The following is a 24,944-nucleotide window of genomic DNA, read 5'->3' on the forward strand; positions in this document are numbered from 1 at the left end:
TCACCTGTTCGGGGTGGAGGGTGGGGCGTTGTTCGTCTCGGTGCTGTACGGCAGCTCCTCGCCGGGCGGCCCGCTGTCGCCTGGCACGCCGGAGTCCTGGGTGACCTGCACGTCGTCGAAGGGCAGCAGCGGTTCGGCCCAGGGGAAGACCACGAGCCAGAGCAGCGCGACGGTGGCGGTGGCGAGCAGCAGCGAGCCGATCAGCTTGCCGGGCAGCCCGAACGGCAGTTTGCGCCAGATCCACGCGTACACGGCTCACGCCTCCAACTCGGCCGGGCGGCCCGCCGACTTCGCCTGCGCGTGGTCCAGCCGGGCATGGATGATCAGCCGCTGGTAGTTGTCGAACTTCGGGTTGCAGGTGGTCAGCGTGAGCAGCTTCTCGGTGGCCTTCTGTTCCGGCTTGTCCGGAACCGGCGCGACCACCTCCACCTGGGACGGCTTGACGATCCGTTGCTGGTAGACCCGGTAGACGAGCCAGTCGCTCCTGGTCTCGACCACTATGGCGTCGCCGGCCTTCAGCTCGTCCAGCCGCCAGAACGTGGAGCGGATGCGGTGACCGGCGACGGAGAAGTTGCCCACCTCGCCGGGCATGGCGCTGTCCGGGTAGTGGCCCGGGGCGTACCGGATGTTCTCCGGGTCGACCCCCTCGACCACGACCCAGTGCTTGTCGAACTGGGGGATGTAGAGGCCGGCGACCGGCTGCCCCTTGGCCGGTGGCTTCGGCTTGACGGCCGGGCGGCTGGTCGGGCCGACAGTCGGGTCCGCCGGCGTGTCCCACTGCTGGGCGAGCTGGCTGCTCAGGTCGTTCTGGTGGGCCTCGACGATGACCGACTTGCCCCAGATCTCGTACCCGACGAAGAGGAGCACCACGAGGCCGAAGGTGATCAGCAGTTCGCCGGTGCCCCGCACGACGGTGCGCACCCGGGAGCCGACGGTGGGACGGGTCAGCTCGGAGTGGACGCTTCGGTATCCGTCGCCGGTCTGCTCCGGCCGCAGTCGCACCACCCGCTCGCCGCGACGGGGACGGGGCGGCTCGGCCGGTGGGCCGTCGTCGCCGGTGTCCGGCGCCGGGGGCACCGCGCCCATCAGCCCGGTGGCGTCCAGGCGGGGATCGGTGGGCGGGCGGGGAACGGCGGGCAGCACCGCTGTCGCTCCGGGGTCGACCGGCGGATTCCGGTCCGCGCCGGTCGGCCTGCCGAAACGGGGTACGCCGGGCGGCCGGGGCGCGCCCGCGGAAGGCTCGCGCGCCGGCGGGCGGCGCCGGGGGTCGGCCTCGGGATGGGAGGCGCCCAGGGACTGATGCGCCCGGCTGCCCGGCCACGGCGGCGGGGCGGTCCGGGGCGGAGTGCTCCGGGGCGGTGCGGACGGCGGTGTGGTGGTCCGCGGCGGTGCGGGCGGTGGGAGGTGCGGCCGGTCGGCCGGGCCGCGCCGGGCCGGGGCGGTGTGTGCCGGGCCGGCGTCGGGCCAGGGCAGGTCGAGCGGCTGTGGCGACCCCGGGGCAGGTGCCGGACGCTCGACCCGGGGGAGGAACGCGGTGGGTTCCTCCTCGCGGTCGTGACCGGCGCGTGCCCGCGGGTCGCCGCCGGTCACCGGGGCACCGTCGCCGACTGCAACGCGGTGGAGTCCTCGAACGCCGGCACGGTGACTGTGGAGACGCGCTCGGCGTACCCGAGTTGGTAGTGGTCGGCCACTTCCTTGAACACCCGCACTCCCTCAGAGGCGGCGAGCGCCCGCTGGAGTTCCGCGGGATCGCCGATTGCCACGATCTTGAAAGGAGGGGAGTACACCCGGCCGTGCAGCAGCAGGGTGTTACCGACGCAGCGTACCGCGCTGGTGCTGAGCACGCGCACGTTCATGATTGACATGGCTTCCGCGCCGCCGGCCCAGAGCGCGTTCACCACCGCCTGGACGTCGCCCTGGTGCACCACCAGGTCGTCGTTGCTGGCGCCCTTCGGCAGCGGCTGGTCGGGCCGGCGGTCGGCGTCGTTCAGCTCGACCGTCACGCCGCTGCCGGTGAGCGCGGTGAATCCGGCCGTCTGCCGGCTGGCGGCGGCCCGGTCCCGCTCGGTCTTGATCGGGCCGTCGGCGCCGGCCAGCGCGGCGGTCTGCTCCTCCACCTCGGCGCGGAGGCGGGCGGCCTTCGCCTCGCTGGCGGCGACCTCCTCGCGGCGGTCCTCGATGAGCTGGGTGAGCTGGGGTCGCCGGTCCTCGCGCAGGGGTGTGCCGCCCGCGGTGGTGGCGGTGGTGGTGAACAGCAGACCGGCCGCGGCGGCGATCAGGGGTACGCCGACGGACCAGCCCGGGCGGCGCTGGCGGGCGCGCCGGGGCAGCAGGGCGGCTACCGCGCGGCGGAGGACCTTCTGCCAGGAGGCGGCGCCGGACGTGTACTCCACCGGGCGTTCCCTTTCCCGTCGTCTCGTTTCCGGCCCGCGCCGGTGCGAGCCGACCTGCTCGACCCGGAAAGTCCGCTCTTTCCGGTTACTGAGTGCACCGTCCTGGCCCCATTCGTGGCCTGGAGGGTCCGTCGGGACTACGCTAGCTGTCGAACATTATTGGCCATGGACCGTCGCCCTCGCGCCCGGTTGTCAGGCCGGACGAGGTCGTACCCCCCTCTGGAGAGCGTCGTGCCCAAGTCTCAGGTTCGTAAGAAGAAGGTGTACACCCCGCCGACGGACGTGCGTCCGACGGCGACGGCGTCGACGCGCAAGCCTAGCCCGATCTGGCTGCCGGTCACGGCGGTCGCGCTGATCGTGGTGGGTATCGGCTGGCTGGTGATCTATTACCTCTCCGAGCAGGCGTACCCGGTCGCCAGCTGGGGTTACTGGAACCTCGCGGTGGGCTTCGGGGCGATGGTCTCGTCGCTGATCCTGCTCTCCCGCTGGCGCTGATCGGGCGCTGCGCCGCCACGGCGTAGGTCACGCCACGCCGCCCCTGCCCGGCGCTTCGACGCCGGTACACCTAAGGTGTGCGCAGGGCGGCGTGGCCTGGTGCGAGAAGACTCACGTTACTGCTGGGTAACCTTGCGCGTAGGCTGCACGGACAAGCAGCAGACCGGGAGGCCAACTCGATGGGCAGCGTCCAGATCGTCACCACGATCCTCGCGGCCGCCATCACCGCCGTTGCGGTGTGGCTTGCGGTGCGCGCGGTCATGAAGATGACCGCCGTCATCCGGCTCGGCCAGCCCGCGCCGGAGCGGTTCGGCGACAAGGGCGCGCGGACGACGAAGATGCTGGTGGAGACCGCCGGTCACACCCGCATGCTCAAGTGGAGCGTGGTCGGCGCCGCCCACTGGTTCGTGATGGTCGGCTTCATCGTGCTGTCGCTGCTGGTGCTGGAGGCCTACTTCGAGGTGGTCTCGACCGGCGGCGGGCTGCCGATCATCGGCCACTGGACGATCTTCGGCCTGGTCACCGAGTGGATCGGCATCCTCGGCCTGGTCGGCATCGTCGTGCTGATGGCGATCCGGCTGCGTAACCGCCCGAACCGCGCGGAGAACCGCTCCCGGTTCACCGGCTCGACCATGTGGCAGGGCTACTTCGTCGAGTGGGTCGTCCTGCTGGTCCTGATCTTCGGGTTCGTGATCCGGGGCTTCAAGGTCGCCACCGACCACTTCGAGTACCCGGTCTGGGCCGCCCCGCTCAGCCACGCGATCGGCTCGGTGCTCCCGAGCTGGGAGGCCGGCGTCAGCGTCGCCGCGCTCATCAAGATCTGCATCTCGATGACCTGGCTCATCGTGATCTCGCTCAACGTCACCATGGGCGTGGCCTGGCACCGTTTCCTGGCCTTCCCGAACATCTTCTTCAAGCGCGACCCGGAGAAGCCGGCCGGCTCCGGCCTGGGCCCGCTGCGCCCGATGACCAGCGAGGGCAAGCCGCTGGACTTCGAGGAGGCCGACCCGGAGAAGGACCAGTTCGGTGTCGCCCACGTCGAGCAGTTCACCTGGAAGGGTCTGCTCGACTTCAGCACCTGCACCGAGTGCGGTCGCTGCCAGTCGCAGTGCCCCGCCTGGAACACCGGCAAGCCGCTCTCGCCGAAGCTGCTGGTGCTGAGCCTGCGCGACCACGCGTACGCCAAGGCGCCGTACCTGCTGGCCGGTGGCGGCAAGGACCTGACCGGCGAGGAGAAGGCCACCGAGGCGCAGCTCGCCCACATGGACGTGCTGGCCCTGGCCGAGGCCGACCGGCCGCTGATCGGCACCGCCGAGGAGGGCGGCGTCATCGACCCGGACGTGCTCTGGTCCTGCACCACCTGCGGCGCCTGCGTCGAGCAGTGCCCGGTCGACATCGAGCACGTGGACCACATCGTCGACATGCGCCGCTACCAGGTGCTGATCGAGTCGAGCTTCCCGTCCGAGGCCGGCGTCATGCTGCGCAACCTGGAGAACAAGGGCAACCCGTGGGGCGCCCCGCAGAACACCCGCGAGGACTGGACCAAGGGCCTCGGGTTCGAGGTGCCGCGCGTCGGTGAGGTCGACGACTTCGAGTACCTCTTCTGGGTCGGCTGCGCCGGCGCGTTCGAGGACCGGGCCAAGAAGACCACCCGCGCGGTCGCCACGCTGCTCAACGAGGCCGGCGTCAAGTTCGCCATCCTGGGCGAGGGCGAGACCTGCTCCGGCGACCCGGCGCGGCGCATCGGCAACGAGTTCGTCTTCCAGATGCTCGCCCAGCAGAACGTCGAGACGCTGAACGAGGCGTTCGAGGGCCGGGAGAAGAGCAAGCGCAAGATCGTTGCCACCTGCCCGCACTGCTTCAACACCCTTGGCAACGAGTACGGCCAGCTCGGCGGCGAGTTCGAGGTCGTGCACCACACCCAGTTGCTGGCCCACCTGGTCAGCGCCGGCAAGCTCACCCCGGTGCAGCCGGTCGACGGCGGCGTGACCTACCACGACCCGTGCTACCTGGGCCGCCACAACCGGATCTTCGCCGCGCCGCGTGAGGTCCTCGGCGATTCCATCCAGGGCGAACTCACCGAGATGCCCCGTAACAGCGAGCGCTCCTTCTGCTGCGGGGCCGGCGGCGCCCGGATGTGGATGGAGGAGAAGATCGGCAAGCGGATCAACGTGGACCGGGTCGAGGAGGCCATGTCCACGGGCGCGAAGACCATCGCGGTCGGCTGCCCGTTCTGCTCGACGATGCTGAACGACGGCGTCAACGGCAAGGGCGCGGGCGAGCAGGTCGAAGTCGTCGACGTGGCGAGCGTGCTGCTGCGCTCGGTCAAGCCGGAGGCCCCCGCCGGTGAGCCGGAGGTCGCGCCGAGCGCGAGCTGAGGCGTACCCCGGCAGAAGCCGGACCACGACGGCGGCGGCACCCGTGCGGTGCCGCCGCCGTCGCGTTCAGCTGGTCGTGGCGGTCATGATGGCGGCGCTCGTCGTGGTCGTCATCACGACCAGCAACGCGGCCTGCATCTCCTCGATCGCCTTCTTGGTGGCGGCCGACGCCCAGTCGCCCGCCGCGATCTCGTCGATCCGGGCCTTGACGCGCTCCTTCGGCAGCTCGCGGAAGATCTTGCGGTCCAGGCCGACGGCGCGGGTCAGCGTGAGCAGCGCGGCGGTCCGGGCGTCGACCGGGGCGTCGGTGGTGAGCGCCGCCGTCATCCGCTGCCGGGCCGCGGTCTCCGCCGGCGGCTCCGCGCCGGTCGGCGAGGGATAGCGGGTACGCGGGAAGACCAGCAGCACTTTGTCGGACTCCCGGCGCAGCACCCCGGCGTCGACGAGCCCGCCGAGCACCCGGTCCGGCAGCCCCGGGGCGAGCTTGCCGATCCAGTCCTTCGGCTTGCGCGCCCGGCCGGTTCCCACAGTCGCCAGCGCCTCGTCGAGCAGCGGTACGCCGGTCGGGGCGGGATCGGTCACCACGAGCCGCTCGTCCGCCACCTCCGCCCGCCCGGCCAGGGCCAGTTCCAGCAGCACCGCACCGGCGAGGCCGTAGCCGAGGTGCGTACTGCCGAGCTGGTTCGTGCCGTCGTCGTCGTACGCGAGCAGGACCAGTTCATCAGTGAGCAACAGGCCGTCCATGCGTGCCACGCTACCGGGGGGTACGCCATCGTCGCGCGCGTGCCACAATCACGCCCATCGACGGCCTTCTGCTTCTGACGCTGTTGCCACTGGTCGGTTTCGTGCTGCTGACCGCCGGCAACGCCTTCTTCGTCGCGGCCGAGTTCGCCTTGGTCACCGTCGACCGGGCGGAGATCGGCAGGCGGGCCGACGAGGGGGACGGCCGGGCCGCCACGGTACGCCGCGCGCTGCGCGAGCTGTCCTTCCAGCTCTCCGGCGCGCAGCTCGGCATCACGCTCACCGCGCTGCTGACCGGCTACCTGGCCGAGCCCGCCCTGGCCCGGCTCGTCGCGCCGCTGCTGCACCCGCTCGGCGGCGCGGAACGCTTCACCGGCCTGCTCGCGCTGGCCCTGGCCACGCTCATCTCGATGCTCTTCGGCGAGCTGGTGCCGAAGAACCTCGCGCTGGCCCGCCCGATGCCGGCCGCGCTCGCCACCGCCGCGCCGATGCGGGCCTTCTCGCGCACCTTCGGCTGGCTTATCCGGCTGCTGAACGAGTCCGCGAACCGGCTGGTGCGCCGCCTCGGCGTCGAGCCGCAGGAGGAACTGGCGAGCGCCCGCTCCCCGGAGGAGCTGGGACTGCTCGCCGCCATCTCGGCACGCGCGGGCGCCCTGCCGCCGGACACCGCGATGCTGCTGCGCCGCACCATCCGCTTCGGCGACAAGCGGGCCGCCGAGGCCATGACGCCCCGGGTCGACGTGACAGCGTTGCGCGCGACCGCGACGGTGGCCGAGTTGCTGGAGGCGTCCCGGCGGACCGGCCGGACCCGGTTCCCCGTCTACGAGGAGACGCTCGACCTGGTCACCGGCGTCGCCGGGGTGCCCGACGCGCTCGGCGTGCCGCTGGCCCGCCGGACGGCCACCACTGTCGCCGCCGTCGCCCGGGAACCGGTGTACGTCCCGGAGAGCCTGAACCTGAACGGGGTGCTGGCCGCGCTCAAGGCCGCCGGGGCGGACCTGGCGATCGTGGTGGACGAGTACGGCGGCACCGACGGTGTGGTGACCGTCGAGGACCTGGTCGAGGAGCTGGTCGGGGAGATCGCCGACGAGTTCGACCCGGACGCGCTGGACGGCTTCGGGCCGATGGAGCTGACCGTGCCCGGCGGCGAGCGGACCGTCCTGGCCGACGGTGTGCTGCGCGCTGACGAGCTGGTCGAGCAGACCGGTTTCCGGCTGCCCGACGGGCCGTACGAGACGCTCGGCGGCTTCCTCATGGCGCGGCTCGGCCACATCCCGGTGCCGGGCGAGACGGTCGACGAGGCCGGGTACGAGTTCACGGTGGTGGAGGTCGACCGGCACCGGATCGAGCAGGTGCGGGTGGTGCGCCCCGAGGAGCCCGACGACGGTGCCTGAACTACTGGTCGCAGTGGGCCTGCTGCTCGGCAACGCGTTCTTCGTGGGCAGTGAGTTCGCGCTGATCGCCTCCCGCCGTACGGTGATCGAACCGCTCGCGGCGACGTCGAAGCGGGCCCGGTGGGCACTGGCCGCGATGAACCAGATCCCGTTGATGATCGCCGGGGCGCAGCTCGGCATCACCGTCTGCTCGCTCGGCCTCGGCGCGATCGCCGAACCGGCGCTGGCCCACCTGCTGGAGCCCTCGTTCACCGCGCTGGGGCTGCCCGCCCCGGCGGTGCATCCGGTGGCGTTCGTCATCGCGCTCGCCGTGGTGGTGTTCCTGCACACGGTGGTCGGCGAGATGGTGCCGAAGAACATCACGCTGGCCGGGCCGGAGCCGTCGGCGCTCTGGCTCGGCCCGGCCATGCTGGCGTTCTGCCTGGCCACCAAGCCGCTGCTGCTGGCGATGAAGTGGGCGGCACGGCAGGTGCTGCGGTGGTGGCGGGTGGAGGCGACCGACGCGGTGAAGACCGTGTTCACCGCCGAGGAACTGGCCGGTCTGGTCTCCCAGGCGCGTACCGAGGGGTTACTCGACGCCGAGGTGCACGCGCGGATCACCGGCGCGCTGGCCCTGCACAGCCGTACCGCTGCGGACGCGCTGCAACCCTGGTCCACGGTGACCACAGTGGCCGAGGACGTCTCCCCGGCTTCGCTGGAAGTGCTGGCGACCCGTACCGGCCGGTCCCGCTTCCCGGTGGTGCAGCGGGCCACCCGCCGGGTGCTCGGGTTCGTGCACGTCAAGGACGTGCTCGGGTACGCGGGGGCGAGCCGCCGGGCGCCGGTGCCGGCCACCGTCTACCGGCCGCTGGCGGTGGTGCCGCCGGACCGTACGCTGGCCGACCTGCTGCTCGCGATGCGCCGCGAACGCCGCCACATGGTGCTGGTCAGCGACGGGCGCCGGCCAATGGGAGTGGTCACGCTCGATGACGTATTGACGGCCATCGTCGGAAGGTGAAACGAATACCCTTGGTGTGCAATCGATTGCGGAAACGTGATGAAACAAACGGTCGCCTTGATTCCACCGGACGCCTTCCCTAATGTTGGGCACCGACCGCTGTGGGTCGTCTGCCTCGATCTTCCCTCTCGCGAGGCGCCCGGCGGTCGGTTGCAAAGGAGTCCGTGCCGGTGGCAACCACGCCCCCTCAACGTCACGCCCCGAGCGCACCACCCATCCGGCGGGCCGGGTTCCGACGGGTGGTCCACCGTCTGGTCACCCTGGTCGCGGCCGCCGCGGTCGGCGCCGGAATGCTGACGGCCCCGGCGCACGCGGCGCCGTCGGTGGACGAGATCGACGCGCAGATCGACAAGCAGTGGCAGCAGCTCGAACCCACGATCGAGCAGTTCAACAAGGTCCGTTCGCAGCTGCGCGCCAACCAGAAGAAGTCCAAGGCGTTGAAGGACAAGATGGTGCCGCTGGAGCTGGCCTCCACGCTCGCCATGAACAAGGTCGGCGACATCGCGGCCCGCTACTACATCCAGGGCCCGTCGCAGGAACTGGGCGCGCTGCTGGTGAACTCCAAGCCGGGCGCGCTGGCCGAGCAGCTGGTCATGCTGGACCGGATCGCCGAGGACCAGCGCCGCCAGATCGCCGGTGTGCTCAAGGTGCGCGACGAGTACAACAAGCAGAAGGAGAAGCTCGACGCGCTGATCGCGCTGGAGATCAAGCAGCAGAACGATCTCGCGGCGAAGAAGAAGCAGATCGACTCGGAGATCAAGCGGCTGACCGCCATGCTGCCGGTGACCTCGATCCGCCCGGCGGGCTGCCCCGCCGTCGACGGTGTGGTGAGCAGCGCCGCGCGGACCGCGATCAAGACGGCGTGTGCCCAGGTCGGCGACCCGTACGTGTGGGGTGCCACCGGCCCGAACTCGTTCGACTGCTCCGGCCTCACCCAGTACGCGTACAAGGCGGCGGGCATCTCGCTCACCCACTTCACCGGCGCGCAGTGGAACGAGGGCCGCAAGGTGTCCCGCTCCGAGGCGCGACCTGGTGACCTGGTGTTCTTCGGCTCCGATCTGCACCACGTCGGGCTCTATCTCGGCAATGGGGTGATGGTGCACGCGCCACGAACCGGTAAACCGGTCCAGGTGTCGAGCATCAGCACCCAGCCGCTCGCCGGCTTCGTCCGGGTCGCCTGACCCGCACCTCGTACCACGCGAGAGGCCCCCGGTCCGCATGGACCGGGGGCCTCTCGCCGTACGGTGACGGGATCAGCGCGGCGCACCGACCGGGGACGGCAGGATCAGCACGTCGTCCAGGTTCACGAACATGATCCGGTGGCCGAACTGGACCTGCACGTAGCGGTTCTCACCGCGTACCACGGTCCGGTCACCCGGGGCCGAGCCGTCGAACGAGACGGCCCGGTAGTACTCGCCGGGCAGCACTCCGCCGACCGCGTACCGCTGGCCCGCCGCGAACGTGTACTGAAGCGGCGAGATGGTCTGGTACGGGATGGTGTCCGGGTAGGCGGCCTGCTCCGGGTAGGCCCGCCCGTACACCGGGATGGTGGCCTTGCCGGGCCGCGGGGTCACCACGAAGCCGGTGGCCCACTTGGCGGTCGGCGCGGAGGCCGGGTTGAGGAACCATGCCTTCTGGCCGAGGTACCAGATCGCGGTCCAGTCACCCTGCCGGCCGGCGAGCGCGTACGTCTGACCGGCCGAGGCGCGGGCGCCGTGGTCGGAGATGTACATCGTGTCCGGCGTGCCGTCCGGGCGCAGCCCGAGGTCGTTCACGAGCGGGGCGTCCGGGCTCGGCGCGGTCCGCAGGATCACCGAGGATGAGCCGCGCGACGGGCACGGCTCGGCCGGCGGCCTGGGCGTCGGGACGCCCGGCGGCTGCTGGTTGCAGCCGACGAACGCCGGCCGGTTGGTGGCGAAGTCCGGGTCGATGGTGACCAGGCCGGTCCGCGCCGTGCCGGTGGTGCGGAACGGCGCCTTCATCAGGTCGAAGTAGTGCGACCAGTCCCAGTAGGGTCCCGGATCCCAGTGCATGCCGCCCACCGCGCCGGCGTTGATGCCGGGCACGTTGTCGTGGCCGATGATGTGCTGCCGGTCCATCGGGATGCCGAGCTTCAGCGCCAGGTGGCGCACCAGCTTGGCGGAGGTGCGGTACATCGCCTCGGTGTACCAGGTGCCCTGACCGGCGAAGCCCTCGTGCTCCAGGCCGATGGACTTCGCGTTCACGTACCAGTTGCCGGCGTGCCAGCCGACGTCCTTGGTCTTGATGTGCTGGGCGATGTAGCCGTCCACCGAGCGCAGCGTGTAGTGCCAGCCCAGGTAGTCGGCCCGCTTCACCAGGTCGACGCTCGGGCCGAAGTAGCCCTCGGTGTCGTGGATGACGATGTACTCGATCTTCTGCTGCTTCGGCCGGTCGCCCAGGTCGTGGTTGCCGTAGTCGCCCGGGTCGTCGCTGAGCTGCTCGTACGGCGCGGGGATCCACTCGCAGGCCAGCCGGACCGGGCACTCCAGCCCGTCCGGCCGCTCGGCGTTGCGCAGGCCGAGCCGGGCCAGCCGGGAGCGGTCCGGCTTCGCGGCGGTGGCGGCGAGCGTGACCCGCTGGCCGTCGTCGGTGGTCCGGCTGGCGCCCTGGCCGAGCTGGTCGTACACCTCGTCGGCGAAGGCCGCCGCGCCGTCGGTGGTGTCCGCGCCGGAGTACCGGGCCACCGCCCCGTACCAGGCCGCCGGGTCGGTGCCGGCGCCGACCGGCCCGCCCAGGGCCTTCTGGTACGACGCCAGCAGCGCCGCGCCACCGCGGATGTTCGCGGCCGGGTCGGTCCGCAGCGTCCCCGCGTCGAGCCCGGTGAGCGCGGCGGCGGCGTCGAGCGTCTGGAGCGAGGCGGGCGGCAGTGGGGTCTCCCGCTCCGGCGTGGCGGCCGTGGCCGGGTCGAGCTTCAGCGGGCGGGAGTCGTCGCCGCGCGGGTCCTCGTCCTCGTCGACGTGGGCGCTGCCCGGCGTGGCGAGGATGTGCGCGGCGTCGGTCAGGTGCATCGGGCCGTATCCGCCGCTGGTGCTCGGCTGCCCGGTGTGGGTGTCCCAGCGGGACTCCAGGTAGGAGACACCGAGCAGCACGTTCTGCGGGACGCCGTACTCGGCGGCCGCGGCGGCGTATTGTTGTTGCCTGTCGCTCGCGGGCGCGGACGTGTCCGGCGCGGCGTTCACCGGGCCGGTCGTCGCCAGCGCGGTGGCGGTCACCACGGCGGCGGCGAGCAGTATCCGTCTGCCTGACGGCGGGGCGGAGAGGTGCATCGAACCTCCTGGACAGGGATGGGGGTCACTGCGTTTCCACCCTCACTCCGCACACCCGCGATGGTCAATACCTTTCCAGTGGGTAATCAGTCTTGAAAGAAAATTTCGCCTCCGCTCGCGGCGCGCTGCCGCATCGCGTACGGAGTGTCACGCCGCCGGAAGTTGCGGATCGATAACTGTGGTCCCTACTCTGGTGAATCGTCGGCCGCATGTCTCACCGTCCACCCCGGTCGGTGACGGTCCGGCACCGCCGAGTCGCCCACGGGCGAGCCGGGGAACCAGGTACCTGGGGTGAATCCGCAGCGCTGCTGCGGTAGGGCGGCTCCCTTCCCGCCCGAATCCGTCAGCTAACCCGGTAGGCGGAACTGAAGAAGGAGTACGGACGCCCGGTGGCACTCCATGCCCCGCGGCCGTCGTCGAGCCGGTCGGTCGACCGGTTCACGGCTGTGCCGCGTACCCGCTGGTCCCGCTTCACCACCGCACTCGCCGCCCTGGTCGGCACCGCCGTCGTCCTGACCGGCGGCGCCACGGCGGCACACGCCGAACCCTCGGTCGCCGAGATCGAAGCCCAGATCGACCGCGACTGGAACAAGCTCGAACCGGTCATCGAGCAGGTGAACGCCGTACGCGAGCAACTCGCCGCGCGGCGCAAGCAAGCCGACGCGCTCGGCCGGCAGATCGCACCCCTCCAGGCCCGGGTGGACGCCGCGCTCGGCCAGGTCGGCGGGCTCGCCGCCGACGCCTACAAGGGCGACAACCTGTCCACTGTCAACGCGCTGCTCGGCAGCCGCTCGCCCGGTGACCTGGTCAACGGCCTGGAACTGCTCGACCGCTTCGCGCACCGGCAGCACGAGCAGGTGCGCTCCGTCGCGGCGCTGCGCGACGAGCTGGCGGCGAAGAAGAAGCCGCTGGACGAGATGATCGCCGGGCTGGCGCGCACCGAGGCCCAGCTCGCGGCGAAGAAGAAGCAGATCGACGCCGAGATCGCCCGGCTGCAGAAGCTGCGGCTCAAGGTGTACGGCAAGGGTGGTGGCGGCCCGCTGCGCCCGGCGCCCTGCCCGGCCGGTTACCCCGGTGGCGCGGCCGGTGCGGCGGTCAAGTTCGCCTGCGCCCAGATCGGCAAGATCTACGTCTGGGGCGCGGCCGGGCCGGACCACTTCGACTGCTCGGGCCTGACCATGGCGGCCTGGGCCAAGGGCGGTGTGTCGCTGCCGCACAACGCGCGCCAACAGCACGGCGTGACGAAGCGGATCAGCCGGGCCGAGCTGCGTGCCGGTGACCTCGTCTTCTACTACGGCGACCTGCACCACGTGGCGATGTACGTGGGCGACGGCTGGGTGGTGCACGCCTCCCAGTCCGGCAAGCCGATCACGATGAAGCGGGTCGACGACGGCGACATCAACAGCTACGGCCGGGTGTGAGGAAGGGCCCTCTCTTGACGCCTCCGGCAGCGGAGGGGGCCCCTCTCGACAGCCGCGGGCGCCGTCAGCGCGTCGGCCAGGTGCGCCAGCTCTGCCAGGACCGGCTCGGCGTCGGGCCGCGCTGGCCCTGGTAACGCGAGCCGTAGACGGCCGAGCCGTACGGGTGCTCGGCCGGCGAGGAGAGCCGGAAGATGCAGAGCTGGCCGATCTTCATGCCCGGCCAGAGCGTGATCGGCAGGTTCGCCACGTTCGACAGCTCCAGCGTGACGTGGCCGGAGAAGCCCGGGTCGATGAAGCCGGCGGTCGAGTGGGTCAGCAGCCCCAGCCGCCCCAGGCTCGACTTGCCTTCCAGTCGCCCGGCGAGCTGGTCACCCAGCGAGATCACCTCGAGCGTGGAGGCGAGCACGAACTCGCCCGGGTGCAGCACGAACGGCTGCCCCTCCGGCACCTCGACCATCGAGGTCAGGTCGTCCTGCTGCTTCGACGGGTCGATGTGTGTGTAGAGGTGGTTGTTGAAGACCCGGAACAGCCGGTCCAGGCGTACGTCGATGCTCGACGGCTGCACCAGCGTCGGCTCGAAGGGCTCCAGCGCGAGCGTGCCGGCCTTGATCTCGGAGACCAGGTCGCGGTCGGAGAGCAGCATCGGAACACCATAGCGACCGGTATGGGTGACCTGCGTGTCGCACTACATCTTCGTACATGTGTTCGATAGAGTGTCCACATGGCTTCCTGGTCCGAATTCGCCGCCGACGAGCCCTGCCTCGCCGACGAGATCCGCCTCCTGATGCAGCAGTACGGGCCGGGCTTCGGCTACCTCGCCACGGTCCGAGCCGACGGCGGCCCCCGGGTCCACCCGGTCTCCCCCGTGATCACCGCCGACGGGCTCTGGTGCTTCGTCGTCGACTCGCCGAAGCGCCGCGACCTGGAACGCGACGGCCGCTACGCGCTGCACTCGTTCCCGCCGGAGGAGAGCGACGACGAGGCGTACATCGCGGGGCGCGCGCAGCCGGTGACCGACCCGGCCACGGTCGCGCGGCTGGCCCGGATCGCCCGGGCGTCGCCCCAGGGCGACTGGCGGCTGTTCGAGTTCACCGTCGAGGCGGCGATGCTGACCCGGCGCGACCCGGTGGCCCAGCCCGGCGCCGCCCCGCCGCAGGTGCGGGTCTGGCTCGACCCGCGCGGGGCCGAACCGGCCCGGCGCGAGCCGGTCGCCGCGGAGGGCCTTCGCGGCCGGCACGGCTTCGACACCCGCCGCCCGGCCGCCTGACCACGACCCGAAACGAACGGTGCCGGCCCGTCCGAGGACAGGGCCGGCACCGGTGTACGTGGTGCGATGAGGTCAGGCTGCGCGGTAGGCGTTCCACGCGGTGAGCATGCGGCTCGCCTGGCCGGCGGTGAACTGGTACATGCAGGAGTCGTACGTGTAGTCCATGAAGTTGGTGATCGGGTCCTTGCCGGTGGTCGAGCAGGTGTCCCGCCCGGTCGGGCACTGGTACGCCGGGGACGACTCTGCCGGGGTGTCGGAGACGCTGTCGCCCGAGCCGGAGCAGCCGCCCTGGAAGGTGTGGTAGAGGTTCAGCCAGTGGCCGACCTCGTGGGTGCCGGTGTCACCCTGGTTGTAGTTGGTCGCGGTGCCGCCGGGCAGCGACTCGTTGAGCACCACCACGCCGTCCATCTTGTCCAGCGTCCGCTTCGGGAACGTGGCCCAGCCCAGCAGGCTGTCACTCAGCTCGCCGAGGTAGATGTTCAGCGTGTTCTTGCCGCCCACACGCAGCGAGGTCTTCATCGAGCGCTCGGCGGAGGAACCCTGCACGATCGGGTACCACGACGTGTTGGTCACCCGGTTGATCTTCGTGAGCTGGAACCCGAACGCGGTGGCGGCGCCGCCGGTCGAGCCCGCGTACGCCTGGTTCAGCACGGTGATCTGCTGGTTGATCATCGAGTCCGTGATGTTGCCGCCGGCCCGGGTGCTGTTCTCCTGGATGACGTGCACGACGACCGGGATCGTCACGGTGGCCAGCGGGGCGACGGCGCCGGTCCGGAAGTTGGCCCGCTCGCGCTGCGCCGCGGCGAGGTCGGCCTCACGGTCGCGGACCTGCTGGGCGGTCAGGTGGTTGGGGTCGAGCTTGGCGTTGCCGCCCTTCGCGACGCGGGCGTTCGCGTACTCGTCGGCGTGGGCGCCGACCGGCTCGGCGCAGACGCCGGCCGGGGCGGCCGAGAAGGCCGAAGCAGCGGGGACGACGCCGACGGCGGCGGTGCTGAGCAGCAGCGCGAGGGTCGACGTCGCGACACCGGCGGTACGCCGGGTCAGCAGGTCGGGACGGAGTCCCATGGGCCCACCTCTTTCTGACGGCGTGCCAGGGGGTGTGTCACGCCGGTTCGGAAACGTGGGGCAGACGTTACATCGCATCGACGCATTTGAGAACGCCCATAGGTTTCCGGCGTGCAACTTCGCGCCTGGGGGTGCCTGGGTGCACGGGCGTGGTGACCTCAGGTAGAGTGATGCCGCCTGCGGGTGTAGTTCAATGGCAGAACATCAGCTTCCCAAGCTGACAGTGCGGGTTCGATTCCCGTCACCCGCTCCACGCGGAAGGCCCTGGTCAGGATGCGAGTCCCAGCCAGGGCCTTCGACGTTTCTTGGGCCACGAGCACCCGTCGGGCCATCCACGGGCCACTGGCCACGCTTCTTGCTCTCGCCCTTGGCCTTGTCCGAGGAGCCGCGCGCCGACTTCTTGGCCTTCTTGCGCTCGGCCTTCACCGCGTCGCTCACCGCCTGGGCGACAGCACGGCACAGCAACACCCGGTCGCCGTCCCGAAGAACGGTCGTAACGATTCGGGCTCGACCCAGGGCTGCCGGCGGAGATCGGCGTCCATCGTCGCCACGGGCCTTCACCGTCGGCGGATCGACTGACACAATGCGGCGTGCGATCACGTCTGCGGATGATCAGAGTGACGACCACGCCGGTGCAGGTACGGGAGACGGCCACCGTCGACCTGCCCACCAGCGCGGAGGCGGCCTTCGGCTTCATGTGGGATCCGGCCTCGTCGGTCGCGATGCACGATTCGGTGGAGCTCGGCGTCACGCTGCCCGGCCCGGAGGGAGTCGGCGAGATCCAGGCGTTCGTGCATCGGACCCCCACGGACCGGATGGGCGTCATCCACGAGGTCGTCGAGATGGAACCGGGTCGTCGTGCCGTCACCCGTACCCTGACGGCCGGATGCCCCAGCGGCGGCGTGCTCACCGTCGTGCCGCTCGGTCCCGACTCCTGCCGTCTCACCCAGGAGTTCTGGCTGGAGCTTCCGGCGGGTATGCCGGCGGGCACCGACAGGCAGGTACGTGACGAGTACCGGACCCGGCTCGCTGAGCTGACGCGGCGGCTCGCGGCCTGGGCCGCTCACGCGCCCCGGGACGCCGCTCGCTGACACGCCCTCGGACCGAGCACGCGACGCATCGTCGTGAGGGCGGTCAGGCCCACCGCTCGGCATCGGGCAGGCCGAGCCGGCGTCGGGCCACTTCGTCGAACAGGTGATTCCGGCGGCGATGAGTCGCGGATCGTCGGCGGGTCTACCGGTTGACGGAGCGGAAACCGAAGGAGCAGACCCATGGGTACGTTGATCGTGACCGAGTTCCTGACCCTCGACGGCGTGGCGCAGGCGCCCGGCGAACCGGACGAGGACCGCGAGGGCGGCTTCAGCCACGGTGGCTGGCAGATGCCGCTGCTGGACGACAAGTCCGGCGCGGTGATGTTCCAGCGGGCGAGCAGCATGGACGCGCTGCTGCTGGGCCGCAAGACGTACGACATCTTCGCCGGCTACTGGCCCAAGGCGCCCGCGGACATGCCCTTCACCGGGCTGCTCAACGGCGTGCCCAAGTACGTCGCCAGCCGCACCCTGACCGAGCCGCTGGCCTGGGCGAACTCGACGCTGGTGAGCGGCGACCTGGCCGAGCGGGTGACCGAGATGAAGGCCCGCCACGACGAGGTGCACGTGATCGGCAGCCTCGACCTGGTGCAGTCGCTGCTGCGCGCCGGCCTCGTCGACCGGCTCAACCTGTGGCTGTATCCGGTCGTGCTCGGCACCGGCAAGCGCCTGTTCGGCGAGGGAACGGTGCCGAGCGCGCTGCGGCTCACCGAGTCGGTCACCCACGCGCACGGCACGCTGCAACTGACGTACGAGCCGGCCGGCGCACCCGTCTACGGGGACGCCGCCGCGTAGGGCGCGCGGAGGTCGAGCACGTGTCGCAGGCCGGGCTGCCCGTCGAGATCCACCTCGCAGTCGGAACCCGTGCCGTCCGGCACGAAACCGGCACGCCGGAGCACCGCCAGTGAGGCCGGGTTCGCCAGCGCCGCCGAGGCGACCAGCCGGCGCAGGCCGTACGTCGTGCGGGCCAGCTCGCACACGCGCCGTACGCCTTCACTCGCGAGCCCGCGCCCGGCGGCGCGCTCGGCCACCCGGTAGCCCAGCTCGGCGCTGCCGTCCGCCACGTCGACCAGGTTGAACCGCCCGAGCACGGTGCCGTGTTCGTCGACCAGCACGTGGAAGTGGCAGGTGCCGCGTTCCTGCTCGTCCAGGAGGGCCGCGTGCCGGGCGGGGTACCGGGTGAAGTAGTCGTCGCCCCGGTCGGGGACGTACCGGGCGAAGTACGCCTGGTTCTCCCGCTCGAACCGCAGCACGGCGGGTGCGTGGTGAGCGGCGAGTCGTTCCAGCTCCGGCATCGGACCAGGTTAGGCGTCGGCCGGGTAGGAGCGCAGTTCGATTGTGTTGCCGTCCGGGTCGCTGACGTAGATCGAGGTGCCGGTGCCGCGCGCGCCGAAGCGCGGTACCGGGCCGGTCAGCACGGTGAAGACCCCGGAGTCGACCACCCGCTGCCAGTCGACCGGCTCGACCACCAGGCAGAAGTGGTCCACGTTGGACCCGCCCGGCTCGCCCCGTACCAGGTCGATGATGGTGCCGGCGTCGACGCGTACGGACGGGAAGGGCACCTCGCCGGCCCGCCACCTGTCGACCCGCACCGGGGCCAGGCCGAGCGTGCCGCAGTAGAAGTCGAGCGAGCGTTCGACATCGCTCACCGAGAGCACGAGGTGGTCGAAACCGGTCACCGTCACGAGATCGTTGTGCATGCGTCTACCCTGGTCCGCCGCACCACCGGGACCAAGCCCGATCCGGACTACGATCGTTGACCCGCAGGCAACGACGGAGGTGCTCCGGTGCTGGAGCGGTACGAGATCGAGACGTTCCTGACCCTGGCCGAGGAACTGCACTTCGGGCGGACCGGCGAGCGGCTGCGGGTGAGCACCGGCCGGGTCAGCCACGTGGTGCGCAAGCTGGAACGCCGGATCGGCGCGCCGTTGTTCGAGCGCACCAGCCGGGTCGTCCGGCTCACCCCGATCGGCGTCCGCCTGGCCGAGGAGATGCGCCCGCTGGTGGCCGGCATCGAGGCGGCGGTCCAGCGGGCCGTGGACGCCGGGCGCGGGCTCACCGGCGAGCTGCGGGTGGCGTACGTGGGCGAGTCGACGGCTCCGGTGCTGTTGCGTGCGGTGGCCCTGTTCACCGAGCGTCACCCGGACTGCGAGGTGCACGTGCACGAGGCGCCCCTGGCCGGCACCCGGTCGAGCCTGCGGGACGGCACGATCGACGTGCTGATCGCCTCGTACCCCTTCGACGGGATGGCGAACGGCCCGGTGCTGATGCGCGAACGCCGGGTGCTCGCGGTGGCCGCCGGCCATCCGCTCGCGGCCGAGGAGTCGGTGTCGCTGGAGGTGCTCGGTGACCATCCGGTGGTGCAGTACCCGGCGGTGACCTCGGCCGCGTTCAAGCAGGACCGCACGCCGGACCGCACCCCGGCGGGCCGTCCGGTGCCGAAGGGCCCGGTCGGCGGCAGCTTCTCCGAAATGCTGGCGCTCGTCGCGCTGGGGCGGGGCGTGCTGCCGGTGGGCGAGCAGACCCGGCAGTTCTACGCCCGTCCGGACGTGGCCTACGTGCCGATCCACGACGCGCCGCCGATCAGTCGCGGTCCGGTGTGGATGGCCGAGAACACCACTTCCCGGGTACGCGAGTTCGTCCGCGCGGCGGCCGACGCCAACCCGCTACCGCCGGGCTGACGTCGTACCCGGGTGGCAACATCGGCGGGCATGTTGGAGGAGATCCGCGCACTGGTCGAGGAGCTGACACCTGGCGACGACCAGGAGGCGCGGCACCGGGAGGCGGCGCTTGCCTGGCTGGCCGGCACGGAGGACATCTTCCGCCGGGCCAAGCCGCGCACCCCGTCGCCGCACCTGGTCGCGTACTTCCTGCTCCGCGACCCGGCCGACGGCGCGGTGCTGCTGGTCGACCACCGTCTCGCGGGCATGTGGCTGCCCAGCGGCGGTCACGTCGAGCCCGGCGAGCACCCGGCCGACACGGTGCGCCGCGAGCTGCGGGAGGAGTTGGGCGTGGCGGCGGCCTTCGCGCCGCCGTTCGGCGAGCGCCCGGCGTTCCTCACCGTCACCGAGACGGTCGGCCCGCCCGAGCTGCGGCACACCGACGTGAGTCTCTGGTACGTGCTCTCCGCCCACCGTGACCAGCGCTTCACGCCCGATCCGGTGGAGTTCGCCGGCATTCGCTGGTGGACGCCCGCCGAGGTGGCGGACGCGCCGGCCGGCACGATCGAGCCGCATCTGGGCCGGATGCTGACCAAGCTGGCGGCAACCACGCTTTGACCCGTCCCCTGCGGCAAGGCCCAGCGTGGTCGGTGCCGGTCGCGGTGACCGGCACGAGGAGCGCGAGGGAGGACACGTGCGACTGCTGACCATCGGGGCGTTCGCCCGCGCGACCGGCCTGAGCGCCAAGGCGCTGCGCATCTACGACGACTGCGGGCTGCTGCCCCCGGCCGCGGTGGACCCGCACTCGGGCTACCGCTACTACGCGCCGGAGCAGCAGGACCGGGCCCGGCTGATCGGCGGGCTACGCCGGGCCGGGATGCCGCTGGCCGAGATCCGTACCGTCTGCGGCCTGCCGCCCGCCGCCGCCGCCGAGGCGCTCGACGCCTGGTGGCGGCGGGTCAGCGCGGACACGGCGGCGCGCGGCCGGGCCGTCGCGCTCCTCGCCGACACACTCAGCGAGAGGGGCACCACCATGTCCGAGACCACCTTCCGGTACGCGACGCGCTGCGAGACCGGCGCGGTCCGCGACTCCAACGAGGACACCGCGTACGCGAGCGCGGCGCTGCTGGCGGTCGCCGACGGCGTACGCGGTCCGGCCGGGTCCACGGCGAGCGCGGCGGCGGTGGACGCGCTGCGGCCGCTGGAGCAGGCGGACGCGCCGCAGGGCGACCTGCTCGCCGCGCTGGCCGACGCGGTGACCCGGGCCGACCGGGCGGTACGCGCGCACGCCACCGACGCCGACCAGCCGGCCACCACGCTCACCGCGCTCGTGCGGCGCGGCACCCGGCTCGCGCTGGTGCACGTCGGGGACAGCCGGGCGTACCTGCTGCGCGGCGGCGAGCTGTCCCGGCTCACCCAGGACCACACGTACGTGCAGACGCTCGTCGACCAGGGGCGGCTCACTCCGGCCGAGGCCGGGGCGCATCCGCAGCGGGCGCTGCTGGCCCGGGCGCTCGGCGCGGGCGCGGAGGTGGAGGCGGATCTGGCGCTGCGTACGGCGCTGCCCGGCGACCGCTACCTGCTCTGCTCCGACGGCCTGTCCGCGGTGGTGGAGCCGGGCGCGTTGCACGCCGCGCTGACGGAGGCGGACGGTCCGGAGACCGCCGTCGAGCGCCTGGTCGAGCTGGCGTACGCGGCCGGCGCGCCGGACAACGTCGCCTGCGTGGTCGCCGACGTGGCGGCGTGATCCCCGCGACCCGGGTCGGACTGTCCGGCCCGGGTCGTACCCTGGCGATCATGCGAATCGGCATCGTGATCCTGCCCGACCAGCGCTGGTCGGAAGCGCGCCGGCGGTGGGCCCAGGTGGACGAGTGGGGCTTCGACCACGCCTGGACCTACGACCACCTGGGCTGGCGTGACCTCGTCGACGGCCCGTGGTTCGACTCGTGGACGACGCTCACCGCTGCGGCCGGCGTGACGTCCCGGGTGAAGCTGGGGACGCTCGTCGCCTCGCCGAACTTCCGGCACCCGGCGGCGTTCGCCCGGCAGGTCACGGCGCTCGACGACGTGTCCGGCGGCCGGGTGCTGCTCGGCCTCGGCGCGGGCGGCATCGGCTTCGACTCGGCCGTGCTCGGCGGCGAGACGCTGCCGCCCCGGCAGCGCGTGGACCGGTTCGCCGAGTTCACCGAGTTGCTCGACGCGATCCTGCGGGAGGACGGCACGACCTGGCGCGGGGAGTGGTTCACCGCTGTGGACGCCCGCAACAACCCGGGGTGCGTCCAGCAGCCCCGGGTGCCGTTCGTGGTCGCCGCGAACGGTCCCCGCTCGATGCGGCTGGTCGCCCGGTTCGGGCAGGGCTGGGTCACCACCGGGCTCGGCGGCGACGACATCGAGACCTGGTGGGGCACGGTGGCGGAGCTGTCCGAGCGGATGGACCGCACGCTGGAGCAGGCCGGCCGTGACCCGGCGACGCTCGACCGCTATCTGTCGCTCGACTCGGCGCCGGTGTTCTCGCTCACCAGCGCCGGCTTCCTCGTCGAGCAGGTGGCCCGGGCGGCCCGGCTGGGCTTCACCGACGTGGTGACGCACTGGCCCCGGGCCAGCAGTTGGTACGCCGGTGACGAGGCGGTGCTGGTCGAGGCGGCGGCGCTGCTGCCGGAGCTGCGCCGGGCCGGTTAGGTGCCGACGCTGCCCTCGGTGGAGACCAGCCGGAACCGGAGGCAGACGATCCGGGTGTCGTCGGTGACCGGCGTGCCCTGCCGGGCCCAGTAGGCGCCGTGGCCCTCGCGCCACTCCTCGATCGACCGGTCGCCCTCGCCCTCGGCGCGGGCGAAGTCCCACGGCACGTCGGCGAAGCGCACCACCTCGACGCCGGTCACCTCGATCACGGCGACGAACCGGTCGTCGTCGTCGACGAGCACCTGCCGCTCGCCGACGTACTCCAGTTCCTCGTTCTCGTCGTCGTACTCCTGGACCAGCCCGGCGGTGGCGGTCTTCACACCGGAGAGCACGAGGGTGTTGAGTCGGGTGCGCAGCTCGCCGGGCGTGCCGAGGGCGAGCGCGCGCAATCCACCGATGCGGGGCCACATGCCGCCGACGCTACGGCACGTTCCGTCACCATCGGCGGGCTCACGGCAGGTCGGCGCCGGTGAGCAGGGCGCGCAGCCTCAGCCGCCCGGCCACCTCGGGCGGGCAGGTCGCGACCAGTGCGGCGGCGCCGATCAGGTCGGCTCCGGCGTCCGCGACGACCCGGCGCAGCGCGTCCAGTTGCGCGCCGGTGTCGACCCAGTCGTCGACCAGCAGCACCCGGTCTCCGGGGTTCAGCCGCCGGCCGTCCACGCCGACCCGCAGCCGCCGTCCCCGGTAGTCCGGGGGCGTCTGGGCCCAGCGCGTCGGACCGGCCCGGCGGCGCTCGCCACCGTCCTTGTACGCGGGCAGGAAGCCGGCGCCGGCGGCGACCGCGACGAGCGGGCCGAGCAGCAGCCCGGTCACCTCCGGGGCGATCACGACGGTTGGGCGGTCACCCGGGAACAGCCCGGCCAGTGCCGGCCCGACCTGGGCCAGCACGTCGGGGTCGCGCCACCAGCCGGAGATGTCGCTGACCAGGTGGGTGCTGCCCGGCCCGGGGTCGATCCACCGGAACAGCTCGACCAGGCGACGAGTCAGCACGGGTTCCATCCTGGCGGATCGGTGGGCCGTTCGGCCGATCGACTGTGGCGCGATCGGCTACACGTACCAGGGTAAATACGGGCATAACACCATGATCACGTTGACTTCGGAAGTGCTTCTCTCGTTACGGTCCGGGCGGTTTGTTCAATTGACGAAAGGACCGGGCCGGTGGCTGCTAGGCACCTTCGTACCCGCAAGTTCTCCTCGCCCGCCGCCATCGCCGCGACCGCCGCGGTCGGTGTGGCCCTCGCGGTCGGCGGCACCGTCGGCGCCGTGCGGCTCACCGCCGGCGAGCCGCCCGCCGCGCCGGTCGCGGTCGAGACCCTGCCCAGCACGCCCGCCCCCACCTCGGTCGCCCCCTCGCCGAGCGCGTCGGCCTCGCCGAGCGCGAGCCTCAGCCCGTCACCGAAGGCCACCCCGAGCCCGAAGGCGAGCCGTACCCAGGCGGCCTCCCGGAGCAAGCCCCGCACCACCGCGCCGTCGCCGACGGCGAAGAAGACGAGCAGCCCGAAGGTCGTGGACAGCGGCTCGTGCGGCGCCTCCTTCTACGCCGAGGGCCAGATGACGGCGAACGGCGAGACGTTCAACCCGAACGCGCTCACCGCGGCGCACAAGACGTTGCCGTTCAACACGAAGGTCCGGGTCACCAACCCGGCCAACGGCAAGTCGGTGGTGGTGCGGATCAACGACCGCGGCCCGTTCATCGACGGCCGGTGCCTGGACCTGTCCCGCGCCGCGTTCGCGACCATCGCCGCCACCGGTCTCGGCCACGTGAACGTCCGGTACGAGGTGCTGGGCTGACCGGCCACTCGGGCAGAACTTCCACAACCGACGGGCCAGGTTCATTCTCCCGCTCACATCCATCAGGCATGCTGTCCGATGTACGCACGCAACCCTTCCAGCCGGGCCGAGGCCCGCTGAGTCCCGGATCCCGCGCCGGCCTCGGCGCGGCCCTCGCGCTGCTCGCGATCGTGGTGGCGGTGGAGCTGGCCGACGGCCGCCCGGCGCACTACCTCGCGCTGATGGCCGTCGCGCCGTTCCTCGCGGCGGCACTGGCGTCCTGGCGGGTGGTGCTCGCGGTGGGCGGCCTGGCCACCGCCATCGGGATCGCCTTCGCCTTCGCCGAGCGGGGTAGCCCGCTGGTGACTGTCGTCAACGTGACGGCGGTCGGGGCGGCCACCGCGATCGCGGCGGCCACGGCGGCGATACGCCAGCGCCAGGCAGAGCGGATCGCGGAGCTGACCCGACTCGCCTCGGTGGCCCAGCAGGCGGTGCTGAGACCGCTCGGACCGCAGGTCGGCACGCTCGCGGTGGCGGCGCGGTACATCTCCTCCACCGCTACCGCCGCGATCGGCGGCGACCTGTACGAGGTGATGGACACCCCGTACGGCGTTCGCATGATCATCGGTGACGTACGCGGAAAGGGGCTGGACGCGGTCCGCCTGGCCAGCATCGTGCTCGGCTCGTACCGGCACGTCGCGTACGAGCGGGCCGACCTGCGCGCGGTGGTGACCGACCTGGACCGCGCGGTGGCCCGCAACGTCGGCGACGAGGACTTCGTCACGGCGGCCCTGGTCGAGGAGCGCGGCGGCACGCTGACCATCGTCAACTGCGGGCACCCACCGCCGCTGCTGCTGCGCCGGGGCGCGGTGATCCCGTTGGAGCCGCCCGCGCCCGCGCCGCCGCTCGGGTTCATGCCCGTGGTCCGGCCCCGGGTGGAGCGGCTGGAACCGGGTGACCGGCTGCTGCTGTTCACCGACGGGCTGGGCGAGGCACGCCGGGACGGCGAGTTCTTCCCCACCGCCGACCGGGCCTGGCGGCTGCTCGGCCACGGCACCGTCGGCGACGGGCTGGCCTCGTTGGAGACCGCCCTGGTCGAGTGGGTGCACGGGCGGCTCGACGACGACATCGCGCTGGTCCTGATGGAGTACGTCGGCCCGCGCAGCGCCACCGCCGCCGCGGTGCCGAGCTGGGAGGTCGGCGCCGCCGACGGATGAACGGGAAGTATGTAATCGCTGTCACTTCCGAGATCCGCTTGTCGTTGCCTACCGGCGAGTAATACAGTCTGGAGTTACTGATCGGTAACACC

General features: G+C 72.0%; 26 protein-coding genes, 1 tRNA gene and 1 riboswitch. Of the genes, 16 read left to right on the forward strand and 11 right to left on the reverse strand.

Annotated elements, in window-relative coordinates; genetic code table 11:
* The 3 genes from ACFYO8_RS13440 to ACFYO8_RS13450 are packed head-to-tail and all read right to left on the reverse strand — an operon-like array spanning nt 1 to nt 2,393.
* A complete protein-coding gene (locus ACFYO8_RS13440; RefSeq protein WP_354866316.1) occupies nt 1-252 on the reverse strand; it encodes a hypothetical protein in 252 nt (83 codons plus the stop codon).
* A gap of 3 nt (nt 253-255) precedes the next feature.
* A complete protein-coding gene (locus tag ACFYO8_RS13445) occupies nt 256-1,590 on the reverse strand; it encodes a class E sortase (protein ID WP_354866314.1) in 1,335 nt (444 codons plus the stop codon).
* Nucleotides 1,587-2,393, reverse strand: coding sequence for a DUF881 domain-containing protein (locus ACFYO8_RS13450; RefSeq protein WP_387257244.1), 807 nt, complete (start codon nt 2,391-2,393; stop codon nt 1,587-1,589). The genes ACFYO8_RS13445 and ACFYO8_RS13450 overlap by 4 nt, the downstream gene beginning before the upstream one ends.
* Before the next feature lie 231 nt (nt 2,394-2,624).
* Here ACFYO8_RS13450 and ACFYO8_RS13455 point away from each other — a divergent pair, with 231 nt between their 5' ends.
* A complete protein-coding gene (locus ACFYO8_RS13455) occupies nt 2,625-2,888 on the forward strand; it encodes a cell division protein CrgA (RefSeq protein WP_091062038.1) in 264 nt (87 codons plus the stop codon).
* 179 nt (nt 2,889-3,067) lie between these two features.
* Nucleotides 3,068-5,266: a (Fe-S)-binding protein gene (locus tag ACFYO8_RS13460; protein WP_387189483.1), complete on the forward strand. Its 2,199-nt coding sequence runs from the start codon at nt 3,068-3,070 to the stop codon at nt 5,264-5,266.
* Nucleotides 5,267-5,332: 66 nt separating this feature from the next.
* Here ACFYO8_RS13460 and ACFYO8_RS13465 read toward each other — a convergent pair whose 3' ends face one another.
* Entirely contained in the window at nt 5,333-6,010 is a 678-nt protein-coding gene (locus ACFYO8_RS13465) for a GPP34 family phosphoprotein (RefSeq protein WP_355014974.1), read from the reverse strand.
* 83 nt (nt 6,011-6,093) lie between these two features.
* On the opposite strand from ACFYO8_RS13465, the gene ACFYO8_RS13470 reads away from it, so the two are divergent.
* The 3 genes from ACFYO8_RS13470 (at nt 6,094) to ACFYO8_RS13480 (ending at nt 9,579) form a co-directional block, all read left to right on the forward strand.
* A complete protein-coding gene (locus ACFYO8_RS13470) occupies nt 6,094-7,401 on the forward strand; it encodes a hemolysin family protein (RefSeq protein ID WP_354866306.1) in 1,308 nt (435 codons plus the stop codon).
* A complete protein-coding gene (locus ACFYO8_RS13475; RefSeq protein ID WP_354866304.1) occupies nt 7,394-8,398 on the forward strand; it encodes a hemolysin family protein in 1,005 nt (334 codons plus the stop codon). Before ACFYO8_RS13470 ends, ACFYO8_RS13475 begins: the two co-directional genes overlap by 8 nt.
* Before the next feature lie 170 nt (nt 8,399-8,568).
* Nucleotides 8,569-9,579, forward strand: coding sequence for a C40 family peptidase (locus ACFYO8_RS13480; RefSeq protein WP_387188385.1), 1,011 nt, complete (start codon nt 8,569-8,571; stop codon nt 9,577-9,579).
* 72 nt (nt 9,580-9,651) lie between these two features.
* Here ACFYO8_RS13480 and ACFYO8_RS13485 read toward each other — a convergent pair whose 3' ends face one another.
* Complete coding sequence (locus ACFYO8_RS13485) at nt 9,652-11,685, reverse strand: peptidoglycan recognition family protein (protein WP_354866300.1); 2,034 nt, start codon at nt 11,683-11,685, stop codon at nt 9,652-9,654.
* A gap of 238 nt (nt 11,686-11,923) precedes the next feature.
* Nucleotides 11,924-12,062, forward strand: a riboswitch (cyclic di-AMP (ydaO/yuaA leader).
* A 12-nt stretch (nt 12,063-12,074) separates the two neighbouring features.
* On the opposite strand from ACFYO8_RS13485, the gene ACFYO8_RS13490 reads away from it, so the two are divergent.
* A complete protein-coding gene (locus ACFYO8_RS13490) occupies nt 12,075-13,106 on the forward strand; it encodes an NlpC/P60 family protein (protein WP_354866298.1) in 1,032 nt (343 codons plus the stop codon).
* Nucleotides 13,107-13,170: 64 nt separating this feature from the next.
* Here the strand turns inward: ACFYO8_RS13490 and dcd are convergent, their stop codons facing one another.
* The gene (gene dcd / locus ACFYO8_RS13495; protein WP_354866296.1) at nt 13,171-13,749 is read right to left on the reverse strand and encodes a dCTP deaminase; all 579 of its coding nucleotides are present in this window, start codon (nt 13,747-13,749) and stop codon (nt 13,171-13,173) included.
* Between the two features lie 78 nt (nt 13,750-13,827).
* Here dcd and ACFYO8_RS13500 point away from each other — a divergent pair, with 78 nt between their 5' ends.
* Nucleotides 13,828-14,373 carry a pyridoxamine 5'-phosphate oxidase family protein gene (locus ACFYO8_RS13500; protein ID WP_354866294.1) on the forward strand — a complete coding sequence of 182 codons (546 nt, stop codon included), beginning with the start codon at nt 13,828-13,830 and terminating at the stop codon, nt 14,371-14,373.
* A 72-nt stretch (nt 14,374-14,445) separates the two neighbouring features.
* On the opposite strand, the gene ACFYO8_RS13505 is transcribed toward ACFYO8_RS13500, so the two are convergent.
* Nucleotides 14,446-15,438, reverse strand: a complete 993-nt coding sequence (locus ACFYO8_RS13505) for a zinc metalloprotease (protein WP_355014975.1) — start codon at nt 15,436-15,438, stop codon at nt 14,446-14,448.
* Nucleotides 15,439-15,617: 179 nt separating this feature from the next.
* On the opposite strand from ACFYO8_RS13505, the gene ACFYO8_RS13510 reads away from it, so the two are divergent.
* The 3 genes from ACFYO8_RS13510 to ACFYO8_RS13520 all read left to right on the forward strand — a co-directional run bounded on the left by ACFYO8_RS13510 (nt 15,618) and on the right by ACFYO8_RS13520 (nt 17,321).
* Nucleotides 15,618-15,691: transfer RNA gene (locus tag ACFYO8_RS13510), tRNA-Gly, on the forward strand.
* Between the two features lie 355 nt (nt 15,692-16,046).
* A complete protein-coding gene (locus tag ACFYO8_RS13515; protein WP_355014976.1) occupies nt 16,047-16,529 on the forward strand; it encodes a hypothetical protein in 483 nt (160 codons plus the stop codon).
* A gap of 180 nt (nt 16,530-16,709) precedes the next feature.
* A complete protein-coding gene (locus ACFYO8_RS13520; protein WP_355014977.1) occupies nt 16,710-17,321 on the forward strand; it encodes a dihydrofolate reductase family protein in 612 nt (203 codons plus the stop codon).
* On the opposite strand, the gene ACFYO8_RS13525 is transcribed toward ACFYO8_RS13520, so the two are convergent.
* Nucleotides 17,300-17,821 (reverse strand): GNAT family N-acetyltransferase, encoded by a 522-nt coding sequence (locus ACFYO8_RS13525; protein WP_355014978.1) that lies wholly within the window; start codon nt 17,819-17,821, stop codon nt 17,300-17,302. The two genes, ACFYO8_RS13520 and ACFYO8_RS13525, sit on opposite strands and share 22 nt — an antisense overlap.
* Nucleotides 17,822-17,830: 9 nt before the next feature.
* Nucleotides 17,831-18,226, reverse strand: a complete 396-nt coding sequence (locus tag ACFYO8_RS13530) for a VOC family protein (protein WP_355014979.1) — start codon at nt 18,224-18,226, stop codon at nt 17,831-17,833.
* Nucleotides 18,227-18,313: 87 nt separating this feature from the next.
* Between ACFYO8_RS13530 and ACFYO8_RS13535 the strand changes: the two genes are divergently transcribed.
* The 4 genes from ACFYO8_RS13535 (at nt 18,314) to ACFYO8_RS13550 (ending at nt 21,865) form a co-directional block, all read left to right on the forward strand.
* Nucleotides 18,314-19,207, forward strand: coding sequence for a LysR substrate-binding domain-containing protein (locus ACFYO8_RS13535; protein ID WP_355047217.1), 894 nt, complete (start codon nt 18,314-18,316; stop codon nt 19,205-19,207).
* 30 nt (nt 19,208-19,237) lie between these two features.
* Nucleotides 19,238-19,804, forward strand: coding sequence for an NUDIX domain-containing protein (locus ACFYO8_RS13540; RefSeq protein WP_354866276.1), 567 nt, complete (start codon nt 19,238-19,240; stop codon nt 19,802-19,804).
* 76 nt (nt 19,805-19,880) lie between these two features.
* Nucleotides 19,881-20,933, forward strand: a complete 1,053-nt coding sequence (locus tag ACFYO8_RS13545; RefSeq protein WP_354866274.1) for a MerR family transcriptional regulator — start codon at nt 19,881-19,883, stop codon at nt 20,931-20,933.
* Nucleotides 20,934-20,983: 50 nt separating this feature from the next.
* Entirely contained in the window at nt 20,984-21,865 is an 882-nt protein-coding gene (locus ACFYO8_RS13550) for an LLM class flavin-dependent oxidoreductase (RefSeq protein WP_387189475.1), read from the forward strand.
* Here the strand turns inward: ACFYO8_RS13550 and ACFYO8_RS13555 are convergent.
* Nucleotides 21,862-22,275: an ASCH domain-containing protein gene (locus ACFYO8_RS13555; protein WP_354866270.1), complete on the reverse strand. Its 414-nt coding sequence runs from the start codon at nt 22,273-22,275 to the stop codon at nt 21,862-21,864. The genes ACFYO8_RS13550 and ACFYO8_RS13555 overlap by 4 nt on opposite strands.
* A gap of 40 nt (nt 22,276-22,315) precedes the next feature.
* Nucleotides 22,316-22,864 carry a phosphoribosyltransferase gene (locus ACFYO8_RS13560; RefSeq protein ID WP_354866268.1) on the reverse strand — a complete coding sequence of 183 codons (549 nt, stop codon included), beginning with the start codon at nt 22,862-22,864 and terminating at the stop codon, nt 22,316-22,318.
* Between the two features lie 159 nt (nt 22,865-23,023).
* On the opposite strand from ACFYO8_RS13560, the gene ACFYO8_RS13565 reads away from it, so the two are divergent.
* Both ACFYO8_RS13565 and ACFYO8_RS13570 read left to right on the forward strand, forming a co-directional pair.
* The gene (locus ACFYO8_RS13565; protein ID WP_354866266.1) at nt 23,024-23,656 is read left to right on the forward strand and encodes a septal ring lytic transglycosylase RlpA family protein; all 633 of its coding nucleotides are present in this window, start codon (nt 23,024-23,026) and stop codon (nt 23,654-23,656) included.
* A 68-nt stretch (nt 23,657-23,724) separates the two neighbouring features.
* Nucleotides 23,725-24,852, forward strand: a complete 1,128-nt coding sequence (locus tag ACFYO8_RS13570; RefSeq protein WP_354866264.1) for a PP2C family protein-serine/threonine phosphatase — start codon at nt 23,725-23,727, stop codon at nt 24,850-24,852.
* Nucleotides 24,853-24,944: the final 92 nt, after the last annotated feature.

It is taken from the genome of Micromonospora sp. NPDC005257, assembly GCF_042872445.1.
Lineage (GTDB): Bacteria > Actinomycetota > Actinomycetes > Mycobacteriales > Micromonosporaceae > Micromonospora.